Raw genomic sequence first — 16,496 nt, forward strand, 5'->3', positions numbered from 1 at the left:
CTGTGGGTTATGCAGCGGGCTTCCCGCTCAATGCGTCATACTCTACGGCGTTCACCGGCAGCGTAAAAGCGTAATAATTCGAGGCCGATGTTCGAATTAATTGAATAAGCCTGCCGTGGCGGCTCAGCCAGCAGGCTGAGAATATGCTATTATGGCGTCCGGTAATTGATTGAATCTGCCGGGAAAGCCTCCCGGCGCCGCGCGTGTTTGCGCCGTGCTGCACTAACAGGTAATCCATCTTTATGTCATCTTCCATTGAATCACCTTTAGCTCCACTCTGGGCCCGGCTTGATGCGCTGACGCTGCGCGATCGCCAGCGCCTGCAGCGACGTCTGCAGGGGGCGGCAAAGGTGAAAAACAGCGCCGCACAGCAGGCCATTGCCGCTGAGCTGGCGGACGAATTCAGCGCGGCTGAACAGCGCATCGCCCGGCGCGTGGCCGGCACACCGCGCATTACCTTTCCTGAGAATCTGCCGGTCAGCCAGAAGCAGCAGGCAATTTCAGACGCTATTCGCGATCACCAGGTCGTGATTGTTGCCGGTGAAACCGGATCGGGCAAAACCACACAGCTGCCGAAAATCTGCCTGGCGCTGGGACGCGGCGTAAAAGGCCTTATCGGGCATACGCAGCCGCGTCGTCTGGCGGCGCGCACCGTGGCGAACCGTATCGCGGAAGAGCTGGAGACCTCGCCGGGAAGCACCATCGGCTATAAAGTCCGTTTTACCGATCAGGTCAGCGACAGCACGCAGGTCAAACTGATGACCGACGGTATTCTGCTGGCGGAGATCCAGCAGGATCGGCTGCTGCTGCAGTACGATACCATCATTATTGATGAGGCGCATGAGCGCAGCCTCAACATCGATTTTCTGCTGGGCTATCTGCGCGAGCTGCTGCCGCGTCGCCCCGATCTCAAAGTGATCATCACGTCTGCCACCATCGATCCGCAGCGCTTTTCGCGTCACTTTAACAACGCGCCGGTCATCGAAGTCTCAGGGCGAACTTACCCGGTGGAGGTGCGCTATCGGCCCATCGCGGAAGAGGCAGATGAGAGCGATCGCGATCAGCTGCAGGCTATTTTTGACGCCGTGGATGAGCTGGGGCAGGAGAGCCGCGGCGATATATTGATCTTCATGAGCGGTGAGCGTGAGATCCGCGACACGGCCGATGCGCTGATGAAGCGCGATTTACCGCATACTGAGATCCTGCCGCTCTATGCACGTCTCTCCAATGCGGAACAGAATCGCGTGTTTCAGTCCCACAGCGGACGGCGCATTGTCCTGGCGACCAACGTAGCAGAGACTTCGCTCACCGTGCCCGGCATTAAATATGTCATCGATCCCGGTACCGCGCGAATCAGCCGCTACAGCTATCGCACCAAGGTACAGCGCCTGCCGATTGAGCCGGTTTCGCAGGCTTCGGCAAACCAGCGTAAAGGGCGCTGCGGCCGCGTGTCGGAAGGGATCTGTATCCGGCTCTATTCCGAGGATGATTTCCTCAGCCGGCCCGCCTTTACCGATCCGGAGATCCTGCGCACCAATCTCGCGTCGGTGATCCTGCAGATGACCGCCCTGGGACTGGGCGATATTGCGGCGTTCCCGTTTGTGGAAGCGCCTGATAAGCGGAACATTCAGGACGGCGTGCGGCTGCTGGAAGAGCTGGGCGCTATCACCCTCGATGAAAATGAGCACTACAGGCTGACGCCTTCCGGACGCACGCTGGCGCAGCTGCCGGTAGATCCGCGTCTGGCACGGATGGTGCTGGAGGCGCAGCGATTTGGCTGCGTGCGCGAGGTGATGATTATCGCAGCGGCGCTCTCCATTCAGGATCCGCGTGAGCGTCCGGTTGAGAAACAGCAGGCGTCTGATGAGAAGCATCGCCGCTTTGCAGATAAAGAGTCTGACTTCCTCGCCTTTGTAAACCTCTGGAATTACATCCAGGAGCAGCAGAAAGCGCTGTCGGGCAACCAGTTCCGTCGTCAGTGTAAGAGCGACTATCTCAACTATCTGCGCGTGCGCGAATGGCAGGATATCTACACGCAGCTGCGTCAGGTCGTGCGTGAACAGGGTATGCCCGTTAACAGCGAGCCGGCACCTTATCGTGAAGTGCACTGTGCGCTGCTCACCGGTCTGCTGTCGCATATCGGACAGAAAGATGCAGAGAAGCAGGAGTTTACCGGCGCGCGCAACGCCCGCTTTGCCATTTTCCCTGGCTCCGGCCTGTTTAAAAAGCCGCCGAAATGGACCGTGGTAGCGGAACTGGTGGAAACCAGCCGCCTGTGGGGCCGGGTGGCGGCACGCATCGATCCGGAGTGGATTGAGCCGCTCGCTCAGCATCTTATTAAGCGGAGCTACAGCGAACCGCACTGGGAGAAAGCGCAGGGCGCGGTGATGGCTACGGAAAAGGTGACGCTCTACGGGCTGCCGATTGTTCAGGCGCGTAAAGTGAATTACAGCCGTATCGATCCGCAGCTGAGCCGCGAGCTGTTTATTCGCCATGCGCTGGTTGAGGGCGACTGGCAGACGCGCCACGCCTTTTTCCGCACCAACCTGAAGCTGCGCAGTGAAGTGGAAGACCTGGAGCATAAATCACGGCGCCGTGACATTCTGGTTGATGACGAAACGCTGTTTGCGTTTTACGATCGCCGTCTGGGCAAAGAGGTGGTCTCAGCCCGTCACTTTGACAGCTGGTGGAAGCAGGCCAGTAAAGAGAATCCGGATCTGCTTAACTTTGACAAGCAGATGCTGATCAAAGAGGGGGCAGATAAAGTCAGCCAGCTCGACTACCCCAATGTCTGGCAGCAGGGCAACCTGAAGCTGCGGCTCACCTATCAGTTTGAGCCCGGTACCGATGCGGATGGCGTGACTGTGCATATCCCGCTGCCGCTGCTGAATCAGGTGGAGGAAGCGGGGTTTGAGTGGCAGATCCCCGGCGTGCGGCGTGAACTGATCATCGCGCTGATTAAATCGCTGCCTAAACCGCTGCGCCGTAATTTTGTGCCGGCGCCCAATTACGCCGAAGCATTTCTCGGTCGCGTCCAGCCGCTGGCGCAGCCGCTGCTGGACGCGCTGGAGCGTGAGTTCCGGCGCATGTCAGGCGTGACGATAGAGCGCGATGCCTGGCAGTGGGATCAGGTGCCCGATCACCTTAAAATGACGTTCCGCATTGTGGATGAGCACAACCGCAAGCTGCAGGAAGGGAAAGATCTGCATCAGCTGAAACAGGCGCTCAAAGGCAAAGTGCAGGAGACGCTGTCGAAGGTTGCTGATGATGGTCTGGAGCAGAGCGGCCTGCACATCTGGAGTTTTGGCGATCTGCCGCAGAGTTATGAGCAGAAGCGCGGCAGTTATCAGGTTAAAGCCTGGCCGGCGCTGGTGGATGAAAAAGAGAGCGTGGCGATCCGCCTGTTTGACAGTGAAGAGGAGCAGCAGAAGATGATGTGGCGCGGCCAGCGTCGCCTGCTGCTGCTGAACATTCCGTCACCGGTTAAATATCTGCATGAAAAACTGCCTAACAAAGCCAAGCTCGGGCTCTATTTTAATCCTTACGGCAAAGTGCTGGAGCTGATAGACGACTGTATCGCCTGCGGGGTAGATAAACTCATGGCGGAGGCGGGGGGTCCCGCCTGGCAGCAGCAGAATTTTGAGCAGCTGCGCGATAAAGTGCGGGCAGAGCTGAACGACACCGTGGTGACGATTGCGCAGCAGGTTGAGCAGATCCTGACCTGCGTGTTCAATATTAACAAGTTTCTGAAAGGCCGCGTGGATATGACGCTGGCGCTGGCGCTCGCAGATATCAAACAGCAGATGAGCGGTCTGGTCTATCGCGGATTTGTTACCGGCAATGGCTACGATCGGCTGGGTGATACGTTGCGCTACCTGCAGGGAATTGAGCGCCGTCTGGAGAAGCTGCCCGCCGATCCGCACAGCGATCGCGCCCGCATGCTGAAAGTACAGGCGGTGGAACAGGCGTGGAACGTCTGGCGCAGCAAGCTGCCGCCGCAGCGCCGGGATGATGCTGATGTAGTGGCGATCCGCTGGATGATTGAAGAGCTGCGCATCAGCTACTTTGCCCAGCAGCTGGGTACCCCGTATCCGGTTTCGGATAAGCGGGTGCTGCAGGCAATGGAGCAGCTAAGCTAGTTAATCAGGCGGTCAGCAGGGGCGCATTGCTGCGCGCCTGCTTACTCGGCCAGCTCTTCAAGCTTATCTTTAAATGAGGTCACGGCAATAGCCCGGTTATCAGCGCGATAGCGATCGGCCGGCGCCGGTGCCGAACTCTGCACGGCGATCAGCTGCCAGCCGTCATCTTTTTTCAGCAGCAGCGGTGAGCCGCTGTCGCCAGGCAGCGTATCACACTGGTGCGACAGCACCGCGCGCTGCGCCCAGCCGGTGACGGCACAGTCGCTGTGGGAATAGAGCGAGTCGAGATGATCGGCCGGATAACCCGCCTGGGTGACTTTGCGGCCGCTCTCTTTGAGCGCAGCGGTAAGATCGCTGCGTGAGCCATCAAACAGCGGGATCGGCACAATCCCTGAAGGGGGGTTGTGCAGGATCACCAGACCATAATCGTAAGGCGCGGCAGCAGACGGAACAATCCAGCCCTCACCATCAGCCTGCAGGCGACGCGCCAGCGATGGCTCAACCCGGGCATCAATATCGTGGATCTCGTAACGCCAGCCTTTTTCACCCGCCATAAAGCGCAGCGCAACCGGTTTGTCGAACCGGCCTGGCGGTGTCAGCAGACAGTGGCCGGCGGTCAGCGCCAGATGGGCAGAGATCAGCGTGGCGGTGCAGAGGTTGCCGCTTTCTGTCTCCAGCTGACCAATGGCATCCCACGGGGCAGCGACCACGTCGCTGATGGCCTGGCGGTGGTCTTTACCAAAAAACAGCGTCTTGATCTCTTCGGGACTCAGCCCGTCTTCATCATCAGCGTGTGCCGTAAGGGTAAAGCTGAAAATACCAATAAATAACAGAATGGCCAGGCGCATAGTTCTCTCGACAGGGAGAATAAAAGGGAGTTTTTGTTATCACGCTTAGGCGATAACTATAGTCGGTGAGTGGTGAAAAAGGGAGAAATATTGGAGTAATCAGCGCGCTACAGCCATTAAATAAAAAAACTGGCTGCGACAATGCCACAGAGAATCATCACAAAGAGAATAATTTCGAAGCGATAGCGACGCACCATTTTTCGCTACTCCAGTAAATAAACACCCGGCATAACCGGGTGTTTTAAACAACGTGGTGTTGGCGCGAACTTATTTCGCTGATTTTTTCATTTTATGATGCTTTTTAGCCGCCTGCGCTTTCTGCGCAGCAGGTTTAGCTGACTTCATGTGGTGCTTTTTAGCCGCCTGCGCTTTCTGTGCAGCAGGTTTAGCGGATTTTACGTGGTGCTTTTTGGCCGCCTGCGCTTTCTGTGCAGCGGGCTGAGTTGATTTCTTGTGGTGCTTTTTAGCGGCCTGCGCTTTCTGTTCAGCAGGCTTGGTTGCTTTTTTATGATGCTTTTTCGCAGCCTGGGCTTTCTGCGCAGCAGCTTTATGTTTGTGATGCACCATTTTATGTTTAGCTGGCGCAGCGGTAGTGGAGCTGGTGGTGGCAGTTGCCGCCGGAGCAGCGGTTGTCTCAGCAGCAAAAGCAGCAGAAGAGAGACCCATAGCAGCGGCGATTACCAGTGCACATAATTTTTTCATCGCTTAATCCTCGGACTATTTTTCATATGTAGCCCACTGCGGGGCCGGTGAAAACACTATATGAAAAAGCGATTTCGATTTCCGTGAGGGATTGGTATCGGCGTGTAACGGATTGTACAGTGCGGGAAAACGGCGGCCGGTGTAAGGCCGCCTGCGGGTTAATCGGCGAGGTAACGCTGCTCCAGGTGCTGACGGAAATAGTCCGGATTCAGCGCTTCACCGGTGGCATTACGCAGCAGCTGTTCCGTCGGGAAGCGACTGCCATGCTGCCAGATATTCTGTTGCAGCCAGTCAAATACCGGCTGCAGTTCGCCGTTCAGGATCAGCGTCTCCAGCTGCGGAATTGCACGCTTCACTGCCTGATAAAGCTGTGCCGCATACATCGCGCCCAGCGTGTAAGTCGGGAAATAGCCGAACGCGCCGTCTGTCCAGTGGATATCCTGCATACAGCCATCGCGATAGTTACCACGGGTATCAATACCCAGCGACTGCTGCATTTTTTCATCCCACAGCGCCGGAATATCCTCGACCTCAATCTCACCCTCAATCAGTGCCCGTTCAATCTCGTAACGCAGAATAACGTGCGCCGGATAGCTCAGTTCATCGGCATCAACGCGGATAAAGCCGGGTTTGACGCGTTGCGCCAGGCGAATAAAGTTATGCGTCTCCAGCGCAGGCTGCTCTCCCATCAGGGCGATCACCTGCGGCTGGATATGCTGCAGAAAGGCGCGGCTGCGGCCCAGCTGCATCTCCATAAACAGACTCTGTGACTCATGAATGGCGGTGGAGCGCGCCAGGGCGACCGGCTGACCGCGCCACTGCTGCGGCAGATTCTGCTCGTAGCGCGCGTGCCCGGTTTCATGGATCACGCCCATCATGGCGCTGAGAAACTCGCTTTCGTTGTAGCGCGTGGTGATACGTACGTCGTCAGGCACGCCGCCGCAGAAAGGGTGAGCGCTGACATCCAGCCGGCCATGATTGAAATCGAAGCCGAGCAGCTTCATAACGCTCAGGCCCAGCTGCTTCTGCGACTCAACGGCAAACGGTCCCAGCGGCTGAAGCGGCGGCTGCGCCTGCTTCGCTACCGCCCGCTGCAGTAAATCCGGCAGCCAGCTTTTCAGTGCGCCAAACGTGGCGTCAAGCCGGGTGCTGGTCATGCCCGGTTCATACAGATCCAGGAGCGCGTCATAGCGCGACGTACCAGCCGCTGCAGCGCGCAGCTGCGCCTCTTCCCGGCTCAGCCGGACAACCTCTTTAAGATTAGTACTGAAGCCCTGCCAGTCATTCGCGGGGCGCTGCGATCGCCACGCATGCTCGCAGCGGGAGCCTGCCAGCGATTTGGCTTCGACCAGCGCGGCGGGAAGCAGCGTGGCCTGACGCCATGCACGCTGCATCTCAGCCACGTTCGCCTGCTCAACGTCGTTGAGTGACTCCTGCTCAGCCGCTGAGAAAAGTCCTTCCAGCGCCGGCGCGGTCAGCAGCTCATGCATAAAGACGCTGAGTTCAGCCAGCGCTTCGCCGCGCGCCTGACTGCCGCCGGGCGGCATGGTGGTCTGCATATCAACCCCGGCGATCGCACCGAGATGACCAAAACGGGAAAGGCGCTGAAACGTGCGGGTAAGTTCCTGATAAGCTGATGTCACAGCCAGATCTCCTTAAGCGGGTAAGCGGGGGGGTGTCTCCCGCAAGGGTAAATCAACCGGCCAGCAAAAGCGAACGCTGGCGCCGCCCAGCGGCGAGCTCTCAATCACCACCTGCCCCTGCAGCGCCTGGGCGATGGAGTGAACGATAGCCAGTCCGAGGCCACAGCCGCCGGTGGCGCGGTCGCGGCTGGGATCGAGACGGACAAACGGCTCAAACACCCGCTGGCGCTCGTCGGCCGGAATGCCGGGACCATCATCCTCTACCTGCAGAATGCCGGTCGTGCCGTCGAACCAGAGGCTGACGCGCAGCCGCTCGCTGGCGTAGCGCAACGCATTATTGACCAGATTATCCAGCACCCGCTCCATCAACCGCATGTCGGCGCTGCCGGTATTTTGCAGCTGCGGAATATCCAGCGCGATCTGCGTGTGCGGTTGCATACTCTGCACATCAGCAATATAGAGCCGCAGCCACTGCGCCAGGTCGAACGACTGCAGATGCAGATCGACCCGCGGGCGGTCAAGCCGGGCATAGGTCAGCAGCTCTTCGATCAGGCTTTCCAGCTGACCCACGTCGCGATTCAGCGCAGCGGACTCCGCGTCCGTCAGATTTTCGCTCATCTCCAGCCGGTAGCGCAGGCGTACCAGCGGCGTGCGCAGCTCGTGGGCAATGCCATCAATCAGCTGTTTTTTACTGGCCACCAGCGTATTAATGTTCTCTGCCATCTGGTTAAACGCGACGCCGAGACTGTGAAGGCTGGAGGTGCTTTCAAAATGCGTGCGCACATCCAGCTCGCCGCGACCAAAGCGCTCTGCGGCTTTCTCCAGCCGCTGCATCTCCTGCCAGTGCGGGCGTAACCAGATAAATACCGGCAGCGCCAGCGACATCCCGATAAACGCCACCAGCGCAATATCCAGCAGCCGCATCTGATGCAGATAAAACAGGTAAGGGATCGGCCCGACGGAGAGCACGTAATGGCTGCGGGGAATATGCTGCAGAAAGGTGTATTGGTCGTCGAGCGCGACAATTTCTCCGGCGCGCAGCCGCTTCATATCGCGCTCATCAAGCTGGTACTTACTCATAGGCTCGATATTCAGATCAAAGGAGAGATCGAGATCGAGACTGCGGATCGTTTTGTTCCAGTCGCGCGGCGGGATCTCGCGCAGCTCGCTGCGCATCAGAAACAGCGAGCTGGCCATCAGGTCGTTCATCGACTGCCGGCCAGCCCGCTCGGCGGTAAACTTATACACCAGGCCTACCAGCAGGGTCATCACCAGAAAGCAGACAAACAGCAGCAGGTAAAACTGGATAAAGAGCTTTCTCATCAGCTGCGGGTATCCCATGCCTGAGGCGCAAACAGATAGCCTTTATTGCGAATGGTTTTGATACGAAACGGCTCGGTTGCGCTGTCATGCAGCTTTTTACGCAGCCGTGAGATAGCCACATCAATACTGCGATCCATGCCGTCATAGCTGACGCCGCGCAGCGTCATCAGCAGCGCGTCGCGATCGAGGATCTCCCCGGCGTGGCTGGCCAGCTGCCACAGCAGATCGAAATCTGCGGTTGAAAGCGTAATATTCTCATCAAACAGCAGCACCTGACGGTTCAGCGCATCGATGGTCAGCGACCCAAACCGCAGTACCTTCTGCGACTGCTGCTGTGCCGGCGTGCTTTCCGGCTTGTTGACCACCGCCTGCCGCAGATGCAGACGCAGACGCGCCAGCAGCACGGCAGGGGGCGTGGTTTTGAGAATATAGTCATTCGCGCCCATCTCAAGCGCGAGAATGTGGTTCATATCGCTGTCGAGCGAGGTCAGCAGGACAACGGGCCCGCTCCAGTGCGCCCGCAGATCGCGACAGAGCGTCATGCCATCTTTACCCGGCAGCATGATATCCAGCAGGACCAAATCCGGCTGGACGTCAAGAATCGTTGCCTCAGCGCGATCGCCGCGCGTTTCGACAACCACGTCAATATCATGGCGACCCAGATAGGCAGCGATCAGCTCGCCGACTTCCGGCTCATCTTCAACATAGACAATTTTGTTCATAGGTAAGTGTGCTGAAAAAGAATGGCAGCAGCATAGCTTTTCCTGGTCCTGAGCACTACGCTACCGCACGAAATATCCCTGTCTTACTGGTATATACACCGTGAAATGTGCCATTATTAGCGGCGCGTTAAGGCGCAAGGTTCGGAACCGCATTGAAAAACAGGAGGAGTGCGAGGGTGTCTGATAAAGAGCTGGCTTCAGCCGGATACAGTGATCGCATCTGCTTCAATTACAGTGATTTTCTCTCCGCTTCCTGCAAAAAACGCTGGAGCTTTGTTGACGCCATTTACGGTGTCATGCCTATCTTTGGCATGGTGACCCGTAAGTCAGCGCACAGTTTACAGGCCAGCGACGATCACCTGAAAGAATTAGCGTTGCAAATCATTTCAACGCAGGTCAGCGATGAGATCAACATTGCCCGACTCATCACGCTGGCGGAACAGCAGCATATCAGCCGGTTTGATATCCAGCTGCCTTATCCGCTCTCTGCTGAACAGCTTGATGGTATTCACCATGAATACAGCAAACCGTTAAATCTTACACAGCAAAACGATCTGCTGTGCGTCTCCATTCCGGCACTCGCGCATTAATTACTGCGTGAGCTGCCACAGCGCGGGCAGCGATGCCGCCATCAACAGCACAATAGCAATGCGTTCCAGCTGCAGCAGCGGTTTATCACCGCGTCCGCCCCGTCGGGCGTAGAGAAACAGCAGCAGCCCCGGTGCGTAAAGCACCACTGAGAGCAGCAGATGCAGCGGGCCTGAGGCATACAGCAGCCAGAGGCCATACAGTGTGGCACCCAGCCCGATGCTCATCGCCAGCGGCTTCTGCTGACCCCGCACCACCTTCATCAGGTAGAGTCCTACTAGCAGATAAGGCACCAGAATCATCTCTGAGGCGATAGTCAGCAGGGTGTTGTAATCGGCACCGGTAAACGCGATGGCGATAAGACAAACCTGTACGCTGCCGTTAGTCAGCCACAGCGACGCTGCCGGTGAATTGTGGCGGTTCTGCCGGGCAAGACTGCGCGGGAAGGCCCCCTGCTGAGCGGCGATAAACGGCACTTCGGCCGCCATGATCGTCCAGCTGAGATAGGCGCCGCAGACCGAGACGATCAGACCGGCGGCTATCACCGCATCCCCCCAGTTTCCCAGCAGATGCGTCATCAGACCGGCCATCGACGGGTTGCGCAGCTGCGCCAGTTCAGCGCGCGGGATCACGCCCAGCGAGAGCAGCGTGACCAGCAGATACACCAGTAGCGCAGCCAGCACCGCCAGCAGCGTAGCGCGTCCCACATCCTGTTTATTGCGCGCGCGCGCCGATACCACAACGGCACCCTCAACGCCGATAAATACCCAAAGCGTGATAAGCATGGTCTGTTTAATCTGCTGCCACAGCGGCTGACCCAGTTCAGCACCGCTGAAATCAAACCTGAACCGGTCATAGTTAAAGGCCAGCAGCGCCAGCACCACAAACAGCAGCAGCGGCACCAGCTTGCCGAGCGTCGCCAGCATATTAATGCTCGCGGCGGTCTGTACGCCGCGCAGCACCAGCCAGTGCACCAGCCAGAGCAGCACCGAAGCGCCCAGCATCGCCTGCCAGGTGTTACCGTCGCCAAACACCACGTGCTGCGGCGTGTCGGTGAAAAAGCTCAGGGCGGAGAACACAATCACCAGATAGGAGACGTTGGCGATCACCGCGCAGAGCCAGTAGCCCCACGCCGAACAGAATCCCGTCAGCTCACCAAATCCGGCGCGGGCATAGGTAAAGATACCGCCGTCGAGATCCGGTCTGAGTCGCGTCAGCAGCAGCATCGCCAGCGAGAGAAAAATAATACCCACACCGGTGATGAGCCAGCCAATAAGCAGCGCCGCCGGACCCGCGACCGCCGCCATATTCTGCGGCAGGCTGAATACGCCCGCGCCAAGCATGGAACTGAGCACCAGAGCCGTCAGCGCGCTAAGACCTAATTTTTTATCCAAAATGCCATTCCTGAACAGCAGAGTATGCTGGGTCGTGAACGTTCCGTAGAAGTGTAGTGCACTATTATGTGCCGATTAAAACGGAATCCCCTGAAAACAGGCGGCCGATTTTACGAGGAGCAGCGGGGGATGGCAATGCAAGAGTATGCAGATTTGCGCAGGAACTATGCAAACAGCAGGGCAGCCAGGCTGCCCTGCTGCGACATTATTTAAACAGATCGGCGGTAACGGTAAGATTGCCACCGCTCTGGTTCTGCCACTGGCGCGTAATGTGGTAGTACTTCGCGCCTTTCGCAATAGCGCGCTTGCCTACGGCCTCTGAAATCTCAACAGGCGTGCCGAAGTGATCGGAGAAGGTGATGGTATCAAACGGCTGCATCTGCGCAGCGGTAATCGCATTGACTTCCTGCACGCTGCGGCCGTCAGACTGCTTCACCGTATAGCGCTTGCCGGTTGAGCTCTGCGTTTCAAAGAAGCGACCCACGTTCGTACTCGGCGTATCAGATGAGGCAACGCCCGGCAGCGCGACGCGCGACGCGGCGGCGCCACCCGCAGCCAGCGCGGCTTTTCCGGCTTCGGAATCGGCCGGAATGGAGTTTGACGTATCCTGCACAATGCGCGCTTTGGCATCGGCTTTGTAGACATAAGCCGTTACGTACTGATTACCGCCGTTATTGGCATCGACCTGACGCACAATAAAGAATGAGGCAGCGCCTTTTTTCTGTGCGGCTCTGGAGATAGCATCATTGACCGCCGGCTGGCTGGAGAAGAAACCACTGACTGAAACGGTGTCGAACGGTTCAAGACGGTAGGCTTCCGCTTTTGGCAGCTCTTTAACGCCATTGATCACGCGATACTGCGTTTCAGTCGACGCTTTAACGGCGTCAGCTTTGTATAAATCAGCGGTAACGCGCCAGTTGCCGCCGTTACCGTTGGTGTCATTGATGCCCTGAACGTAAAACGAGTCAGCGCCTTTCTCATCTGCCGCTTTCGAGACTGCGCTGGTGGCGTCACCGATTGCGTTGAAACGGCCGTTGATATTAATACGTTCGAATGGTTTCAGGCCGGCCGCTTGTTCCGGCGTCAGCTCTTTGGCAGCAAACGCGTTAGCTGCCAGCAGCGATAACAGAGTAGACGCCAGAATGGTGTTCTTCAGCTTCATAAAAATGATCCTTCGCCTTACGCAAAATGAGTACGAAAACGTGCTGGACTCTTGATGTATAACAGATTAGCCGCTGATTATTGCATGTAATAATCAGCCTGTCTCAGCCAATTTAGCGTGAATGCCGTATGGATGCATGTCTCTTTTACCGGCAATATTTTTGATGAAAATCGCGGACGCGTCTGTGATGCAGTTTAGCGCGTGTCCCGCTCAGGCTACGCGCTGGTCTGTTTAGAATGTTGGTGTAGCAGGGCGGTCGTCATAATGCAGGGGCGCCGCAGCGCCCGTTACTGTTAATCCTCTTCATCTTCCTCATCATCGCGGTCGACCGGCGATCTGAAATCATCCGGCTTGATCGCCAGCAAATCACAGCGCAGATGGTCGATAACCTGCTCAGCCGTATTGCCAAGAAAGGCCGCCGAGAGGCCGGTTCGGCCAATCGTACCGAGCACAACAATACCGGCATCCAGCTGTGAAGCGATATCGGGGATCACCTCTTCCGGCAGGCCCTTAGCGACGTGAGTGAACTCTTCCCCGATAGAGAACTTCTGTCGCAGCGCCTTCATCGCCACCAGATGCTGACCGCGGATAGCGTCGTTATAGACGCTGGGATCAAAGTCGGGCAGCTCAATCGCGATATTAATTGGCGTAACCGGGTAGGCACCAACAAGATGGACTTCGGTATGATTCACCATCTCCGCCAGACGCACTGTTTCGCGGATCAGTTTCTGATTCAGCTCATCGTGATGCGGCTCTTCGCTGGCGAGGTTTACCGCGACTACCGCTTTAGCGCCTTCCGGCCACGGCTGATCTTTTACCATCCATACCGGGCAGGGACATTTACGCAGTAAATGCCAGTCAGTGGGGGTAAAAATAACCGACTCCAGCCGGTCATGCTGATGGGCCATTTTCAGCACCAGATCGTGATTGTGCGCCAGTACTTCCTGAATAATTGCTTCAAAAGGGCGGTTATGCCAGACCACTTTAATTTCAATATCCACACCCGCATCCAGATAGGCCTGAGCCTGCTCACGGATCCATTCGGTGCGCTGGCTGATTACCCCTTTACGCATATTTGTGCGCTCATCGGGCGAAAGCAGGGTGGTCATTTCATAGGAGAAATCATAGATAGGCAGAAAAGCTTTGATTTTTCCGCCAATGCGTTGATTCAGATAAACCGCACGCCGCAGCGCCGGCTGATCATCCTGCTGGGGATCGATCGCGACCAGAACATGTTGGTAACGGGACATAGCGCACTCTCCTTAAACCAAAGCCATTTGGAATAAAGATAGCCTAAGTTCCGGGCGCGCAGAAGCGGAAAAGGTGTAGCCGGATCAATAAAATAACAATTACTGACCCGGCAATGCCTCAGGCGGGTTGAGCGGCCTGACCCGCCAGCTCAGAGAGCAGGGCGTGATCCTCAATAGTGATATATTTGCCTTTAACGGCCAGCATGCCGCTTTTTTGAAAACGACCCAGCAGACGACTGATGGTTTCAACCGTCAGTCCCAGATAGTTACCAATATCACCACGCGTCATGGTCAGCCGGAACTCGCGCTGTGAAAAGCCACGCTGTCCAAAGCGCCGCGAGAGATTCCAGATAAAGGCGGCCAGACGCTCTTCAGCATTTTTCCTGGAGAGGAGCATGATCATATCCTGGTCACCTTTGATCTCACCGCTCATCAGGCGCATCATTTGCTGACGCAGGGCCGGCATTTTACCTGACAGATCGTCCAGCGTCTCAAAAGGGATTTCACAGACCATGGCGGTTTCCAGCGCCTGCGCAAAGCCCGGATGACGGGCGCTGACGATGGCATCAAATCCCACCAGATCGCCCGCCAGATGAAAGCCGGTGATCTGCTCGTCACCCTGTTCCGTAATGGTATAACTCTTGATAGTGCCGGAGCGTATGGCATACAGCGACTTCAGCTCGTCGCCCGCCTTGAATAACATCTGGCCTTTCTGAATCGGCTTTTTACGTTCGATGATGTTATCCAGCTGATCAAGCTCATGCTCATTCAGTGTGAAAGGAATACACAACTGGCTGATGCTGCAATCCTGACAGTGGATCGCACATCCGCCAGACTGAATACGTCGAATGCTGCGTTTATCCTGGATCATATCTGTACGCTCGATGATTATTGACTGTCATCAATTTTACCATTTTTCTTCCTGCTGTGAATGCGCGCAGGCTGGATCTGGCACAAAAACCTTACAAAAACTGGGTATTCGCCTGCCTGATTTTACCCGCGCGACGCAATTGCACCTGATGTCTGCTGTTCAGACCTTTTACCCTGCACGGCAACCTTTGCTATTCTTCAGTTTTATCAGTATGCCGCGCGCATATGCTTAATCGGGTATGGGAAAACATGATGAGCCTTGATGATGAAGACCTGTTCCGCGATGCCATGGGTGATGTCACGCCCCTGAAAGATTGCGCCAATACGCAATGGCTGCGCGCACCTTCAACGAAAGCGCCACGGGCTGTGCCGCCGGAAAGTGCAGATAACTTTCTCACGCGCGGTTTTCTGGAGATCGTTCCGCTCACATCGCCGCTGGAATACCGGGCAGAAGGTATTCAGCAGGGCGTACTGGATAAAGTGCGCCTGGGCAAATATCCGCTGGAGGCCAGCCTGAACCTGCTGCGTCAGCCGGTGGAGACCTGCCGCCAGTCACTGTTTAGTTTTATGCAGGAAGCACACAGACAGGGATTACGTAATCTGCTGATTATTCATGGTAAAGGACGTAATGATGAGTCGCATGCCAACATTGTGCGCAGCTATCTGGCGCGCTGGCTGCAGCAGTTTGACGACGTGCAGAGCTTCTGTACCGCACAGCCGCAGCACGGCGGTGCGGGCGCACTTTACGTCAGTTTGCGCAAAACGGAGCAGGCGCGACTCGACAACCGCGAGCGGCACGCCAAGCGCAGCCGCTAATGGTGAAATTTGCGGATAGTGGCAATCAGCACCTCGGCACTGAGGCTGAGCGGATAGCCACTGCGGGTGATAATACCCACCGGTTCACCGGGGCCGGGTGAGACGAGCGGCAGTGCCTGCAGGGCGTGATGTTCAAGATCTTCCTTTACCGCACCAGAAGGGACAAACCAGACATAGTCGTAGCGCAGGGCCAGCTGGCGGGCAAGGGAGGTCGAAGAGGTTTCAACGCAGTCCGGAGGTAAACTGCAGCTCTGCTCATCCAGCATGTGCTGAGCGATACGCCGTGGTGCCGTGCCTTCCGGCGAGATAACCACCGGCCACTGCATGGCGCGGGATAGGGTGACGTTGTCACTTAACAGCGGGTGCTCCGGCCTGACCACCAGCTTCAGCGACTCCAGAAACAGCAGCTCATAGCTTAAACCCGCCATCATCTCACTGCTTGCCATGCGGCCAATGCCGACATCAAATTCACCGGCGCGCAGCCCGGCCAGCAGCACGTTGTTGTGCAGCGTAGCCACCTGCACAGTGGTGTTTGGCTGCTGCTCATGAAAGCGGTCCAGGATCTGCGGTAGCATGCCCATTGCCGCCGTGGTGAGCGCGCCCAGCCGGATAATAACCGGCCGTCCCGGTGCCGGTGCATTAAAGCTCTGTGCAGCATGGTTCAGCGCATCCAGCACTTTAACTGCATAAACCAGAAACTGTTCGCCCGCCGTGGTCAGCTGCGCACCTGAACGTCCGCGATCCAGCAGGCGCGTACCTGCCAGTTCCTCAAGCTCATTCAGCGTTTTGGAGAGTGCCGGCTGGCTCAGGCTGAGCGTCTCTGCAGCGCGCCCCAGCGTTCCCTGTTGCGCGACAGCCACAAAAGCGTGCAGGTGGCGCAGACGAATGCGCTGGCTGAAAACCATATTTTTATCCATGTGGTCAACGTAATCCGTAAGGGCTGGCGAGAGCAACCAGCAAAAATGCGTTCTGTTAACTTAATTGCAAAATGAATTTAACAAAAGTCTTTTCATCGGCGCCCTGTCCTGAGCTGTTGTTT

General features: G+C 56.9%; 14 protein-coding genes. 3 read left to right on the forward strand and 11 right to left on the reverse strand.

The features are described from left to right. Positions 1–7: 7 nt before the first annotated feature. On the reverse strand, positions 8–256 hold the full coding sequence (locus BBA90_RS19170) for a hypothetical protein (protein WP_139074194.1): 249 nt from the start codon (positions 254–256) through the stop codon (positions 8–10). Here BBA90_RS19170 and hrpA point away from each other — a divergent pair. Then, a complete protein-coding gene (gene hrpA, locus BBA90_RS11840; RefSeq protein WP_065649311.1) occupies positions 243–4,139 on the forward strand; it encodes an ATP-dependent RNA helicase HrpA in 3,897 nt (1,298 codons plus the stop codon). The two genes, BBA90_RS19170 and hrpA, sit on opposite strands and share 14 nt — an antisense overlap. A 41-nt stretch (positions 4,140–4,180) precedes the next feature. On the opposite strand, the gene BBA90_RS11845 is transcribed toward hrpA, so the two are convergent. From BBA90_RS11845 to rstA, 5 genes are all read right to left on the reverse strand, one after another. Continuing rightward, positions 4,181–4,987, reverse strand: a complete 807-nt coding sequence (locus BBA90_RS11845) for a trypsin-like serine peptidase (protein WP_065649312.1) — start codon at positions 4,985–4,987, stop codon at positions 4,181–4,183. 267 nt (positions 4,988–5,254) lie between these two features. Beyond that, a complete protein-coding gene (gene asr, locus BBA90_RS11850; RefSeq protein WP_065649313.1) occupies positions 5,255–5,689 on the reverse strand; it encodes an acid resistance repetitive basic protein Asr in 435 nt (144 codons plus the stop codon). A gap of 158 nt (positions 5,690–5,847) precedes the next feature. After that, positions 5,848–7,332: a carboxypeptidase M32 gene (locus BBA90_RS11855; protein ID WP_065649314.1), complete on the reverse strand. Its 1,485-nt coding sequence runs from the start codon at positions 7,330–7,332 to the stop codon at positions 5,848–5,850. A 12-nt stretch (positions 7,333–7,344) separates the two neighbouring features. Then, complete coding sequence (gene rstB / locus BBA90_RS11860) at positions 7,345–8,655, reverse strand: two-component system sensor histidine kinase RstB (RefSeq protein ID WP_065650468.1); 1,311 nt, start codon at positions 8,653–8,655, stop codon at positions 7,345–7,347. Next, entirely contained in the window at positions 8,655–9,377 is a 723-nt protein-coding gene (rstA, locus tag BBA90_RS11865; protein ID WP_065649315.1) for a two-component system response regulator RstA, read from the reverse strand. The genes rstB and rstA overlap by 1 nt, the downstream gene beginning before the upstream one ends. A 176-nt stretch (positions 9,378–9,553) precedes the next feature. Here rstA and BBA90_RS11870 point away from each other — a divergent pair, with 176 nt between their 5' ends. Beyond that, positions 9,554–9,967 carry a hypothetical protein gene (locus BBA90_RS11870; RefSeq protein WP_065649316.1) on the forward strand — a complete coding sequence of 138 codons (414 nt, stop codon included), beginning with the start codon at positions 9,554–9,556 and terminating at the stop codon, positions 9,965–9,967. Here the strand turns inward: BBA90_RS11870 and BBA90_RS11875 are convergent, their stop codons facing one another. From BBA90_RS11875 to BBA90_RS11890, 4 genes are all read right to left on the reverse strand, one after another. Beyond that, entirely contained in the window at positions 9,968–11,359 is a 1,392-nt protein-coding gene (locus BBA90_RS11875) for a basic amino acid/polyamine antiporter (RefSeq protein WP_065649317.1), read from the reverse strand. Between the two features lie 205 nt (positions 11,360–11,564). After that, positions 11,565–12,521, reverse strand: a complete 957-nt coding sequence (ydgH, locus tag BBA90_RS11880; RefSeq protein ID WP_065649318.1) for a DUF1471 family protein YdgH — start codon at positions 12,519–12,521, stop codon at positions 11,565–11,567. Positions 12,522–12,814: 293 nt separating this feature from the next. After that, complete coding sequence (gene uspE / locus BBA90_RS11885; RefSeq protein ID WP_065649319.1) at positions 12,815–13,771, reverse strand: universal stress protein UspE; 957 nt, start codon at positions 13,769–13,771, stop codon at positions 12,815–12,817. 118 nt (positions 13,772–13,889) lie between these two features. Next, positions 13,890–14,642: an FNR family transcription factor gene (locus tag BBA90_RS11890; protein WP_065649320.1), complete on the reverse strand. Its 753-nt coding sequence runs from the start codon at positions 14,640–14,642 to the stop codon at positions 13,890–13,892. A 251-nt stretch (positions 14,643–14,893) separates the two neighbouring features. On the opposite strand from BBA90_RS11890, the gene smrA reads away from it, so the two are divergent. Beyond that, complete coding sequence (gene smrA, locus BBA90_RS11895) at positions 14,894–15,457, forward strand: DNA endonuclease SmrA (RefSeq protein ID WP_065649321.1); 564 nt, start codon at positions 14,894–14,896, stop codon at positions 15,455–15,457. Here smrA and BBA90_RS11900 read toward each other — a convergent pair. Continuing rightward, entirely contained in the window at positions 15,454–16,374 is a 921-nt protein-coding gene (locus BBA90_RS11900) for a LysR substrate-binding domain-containing protein (RefSeq protein ID WP_065649322.1), read from the reverse strand. The two genes, smrA and BBA90_RS11900, sit on opposite strands and share 4 nt — an antisense overlap. Positions 16,375–16,496: the final 122 nt, after the last annotated feature.

This window comes from Pantoea eucrina, assembly GCF_001691555.1.
GTDB lineage: Bacteria > Pseudomonadota > Gammaproteobacteria > Enterobacterales > Enterobacteriaceae > Pantoea > Pantoea borealis.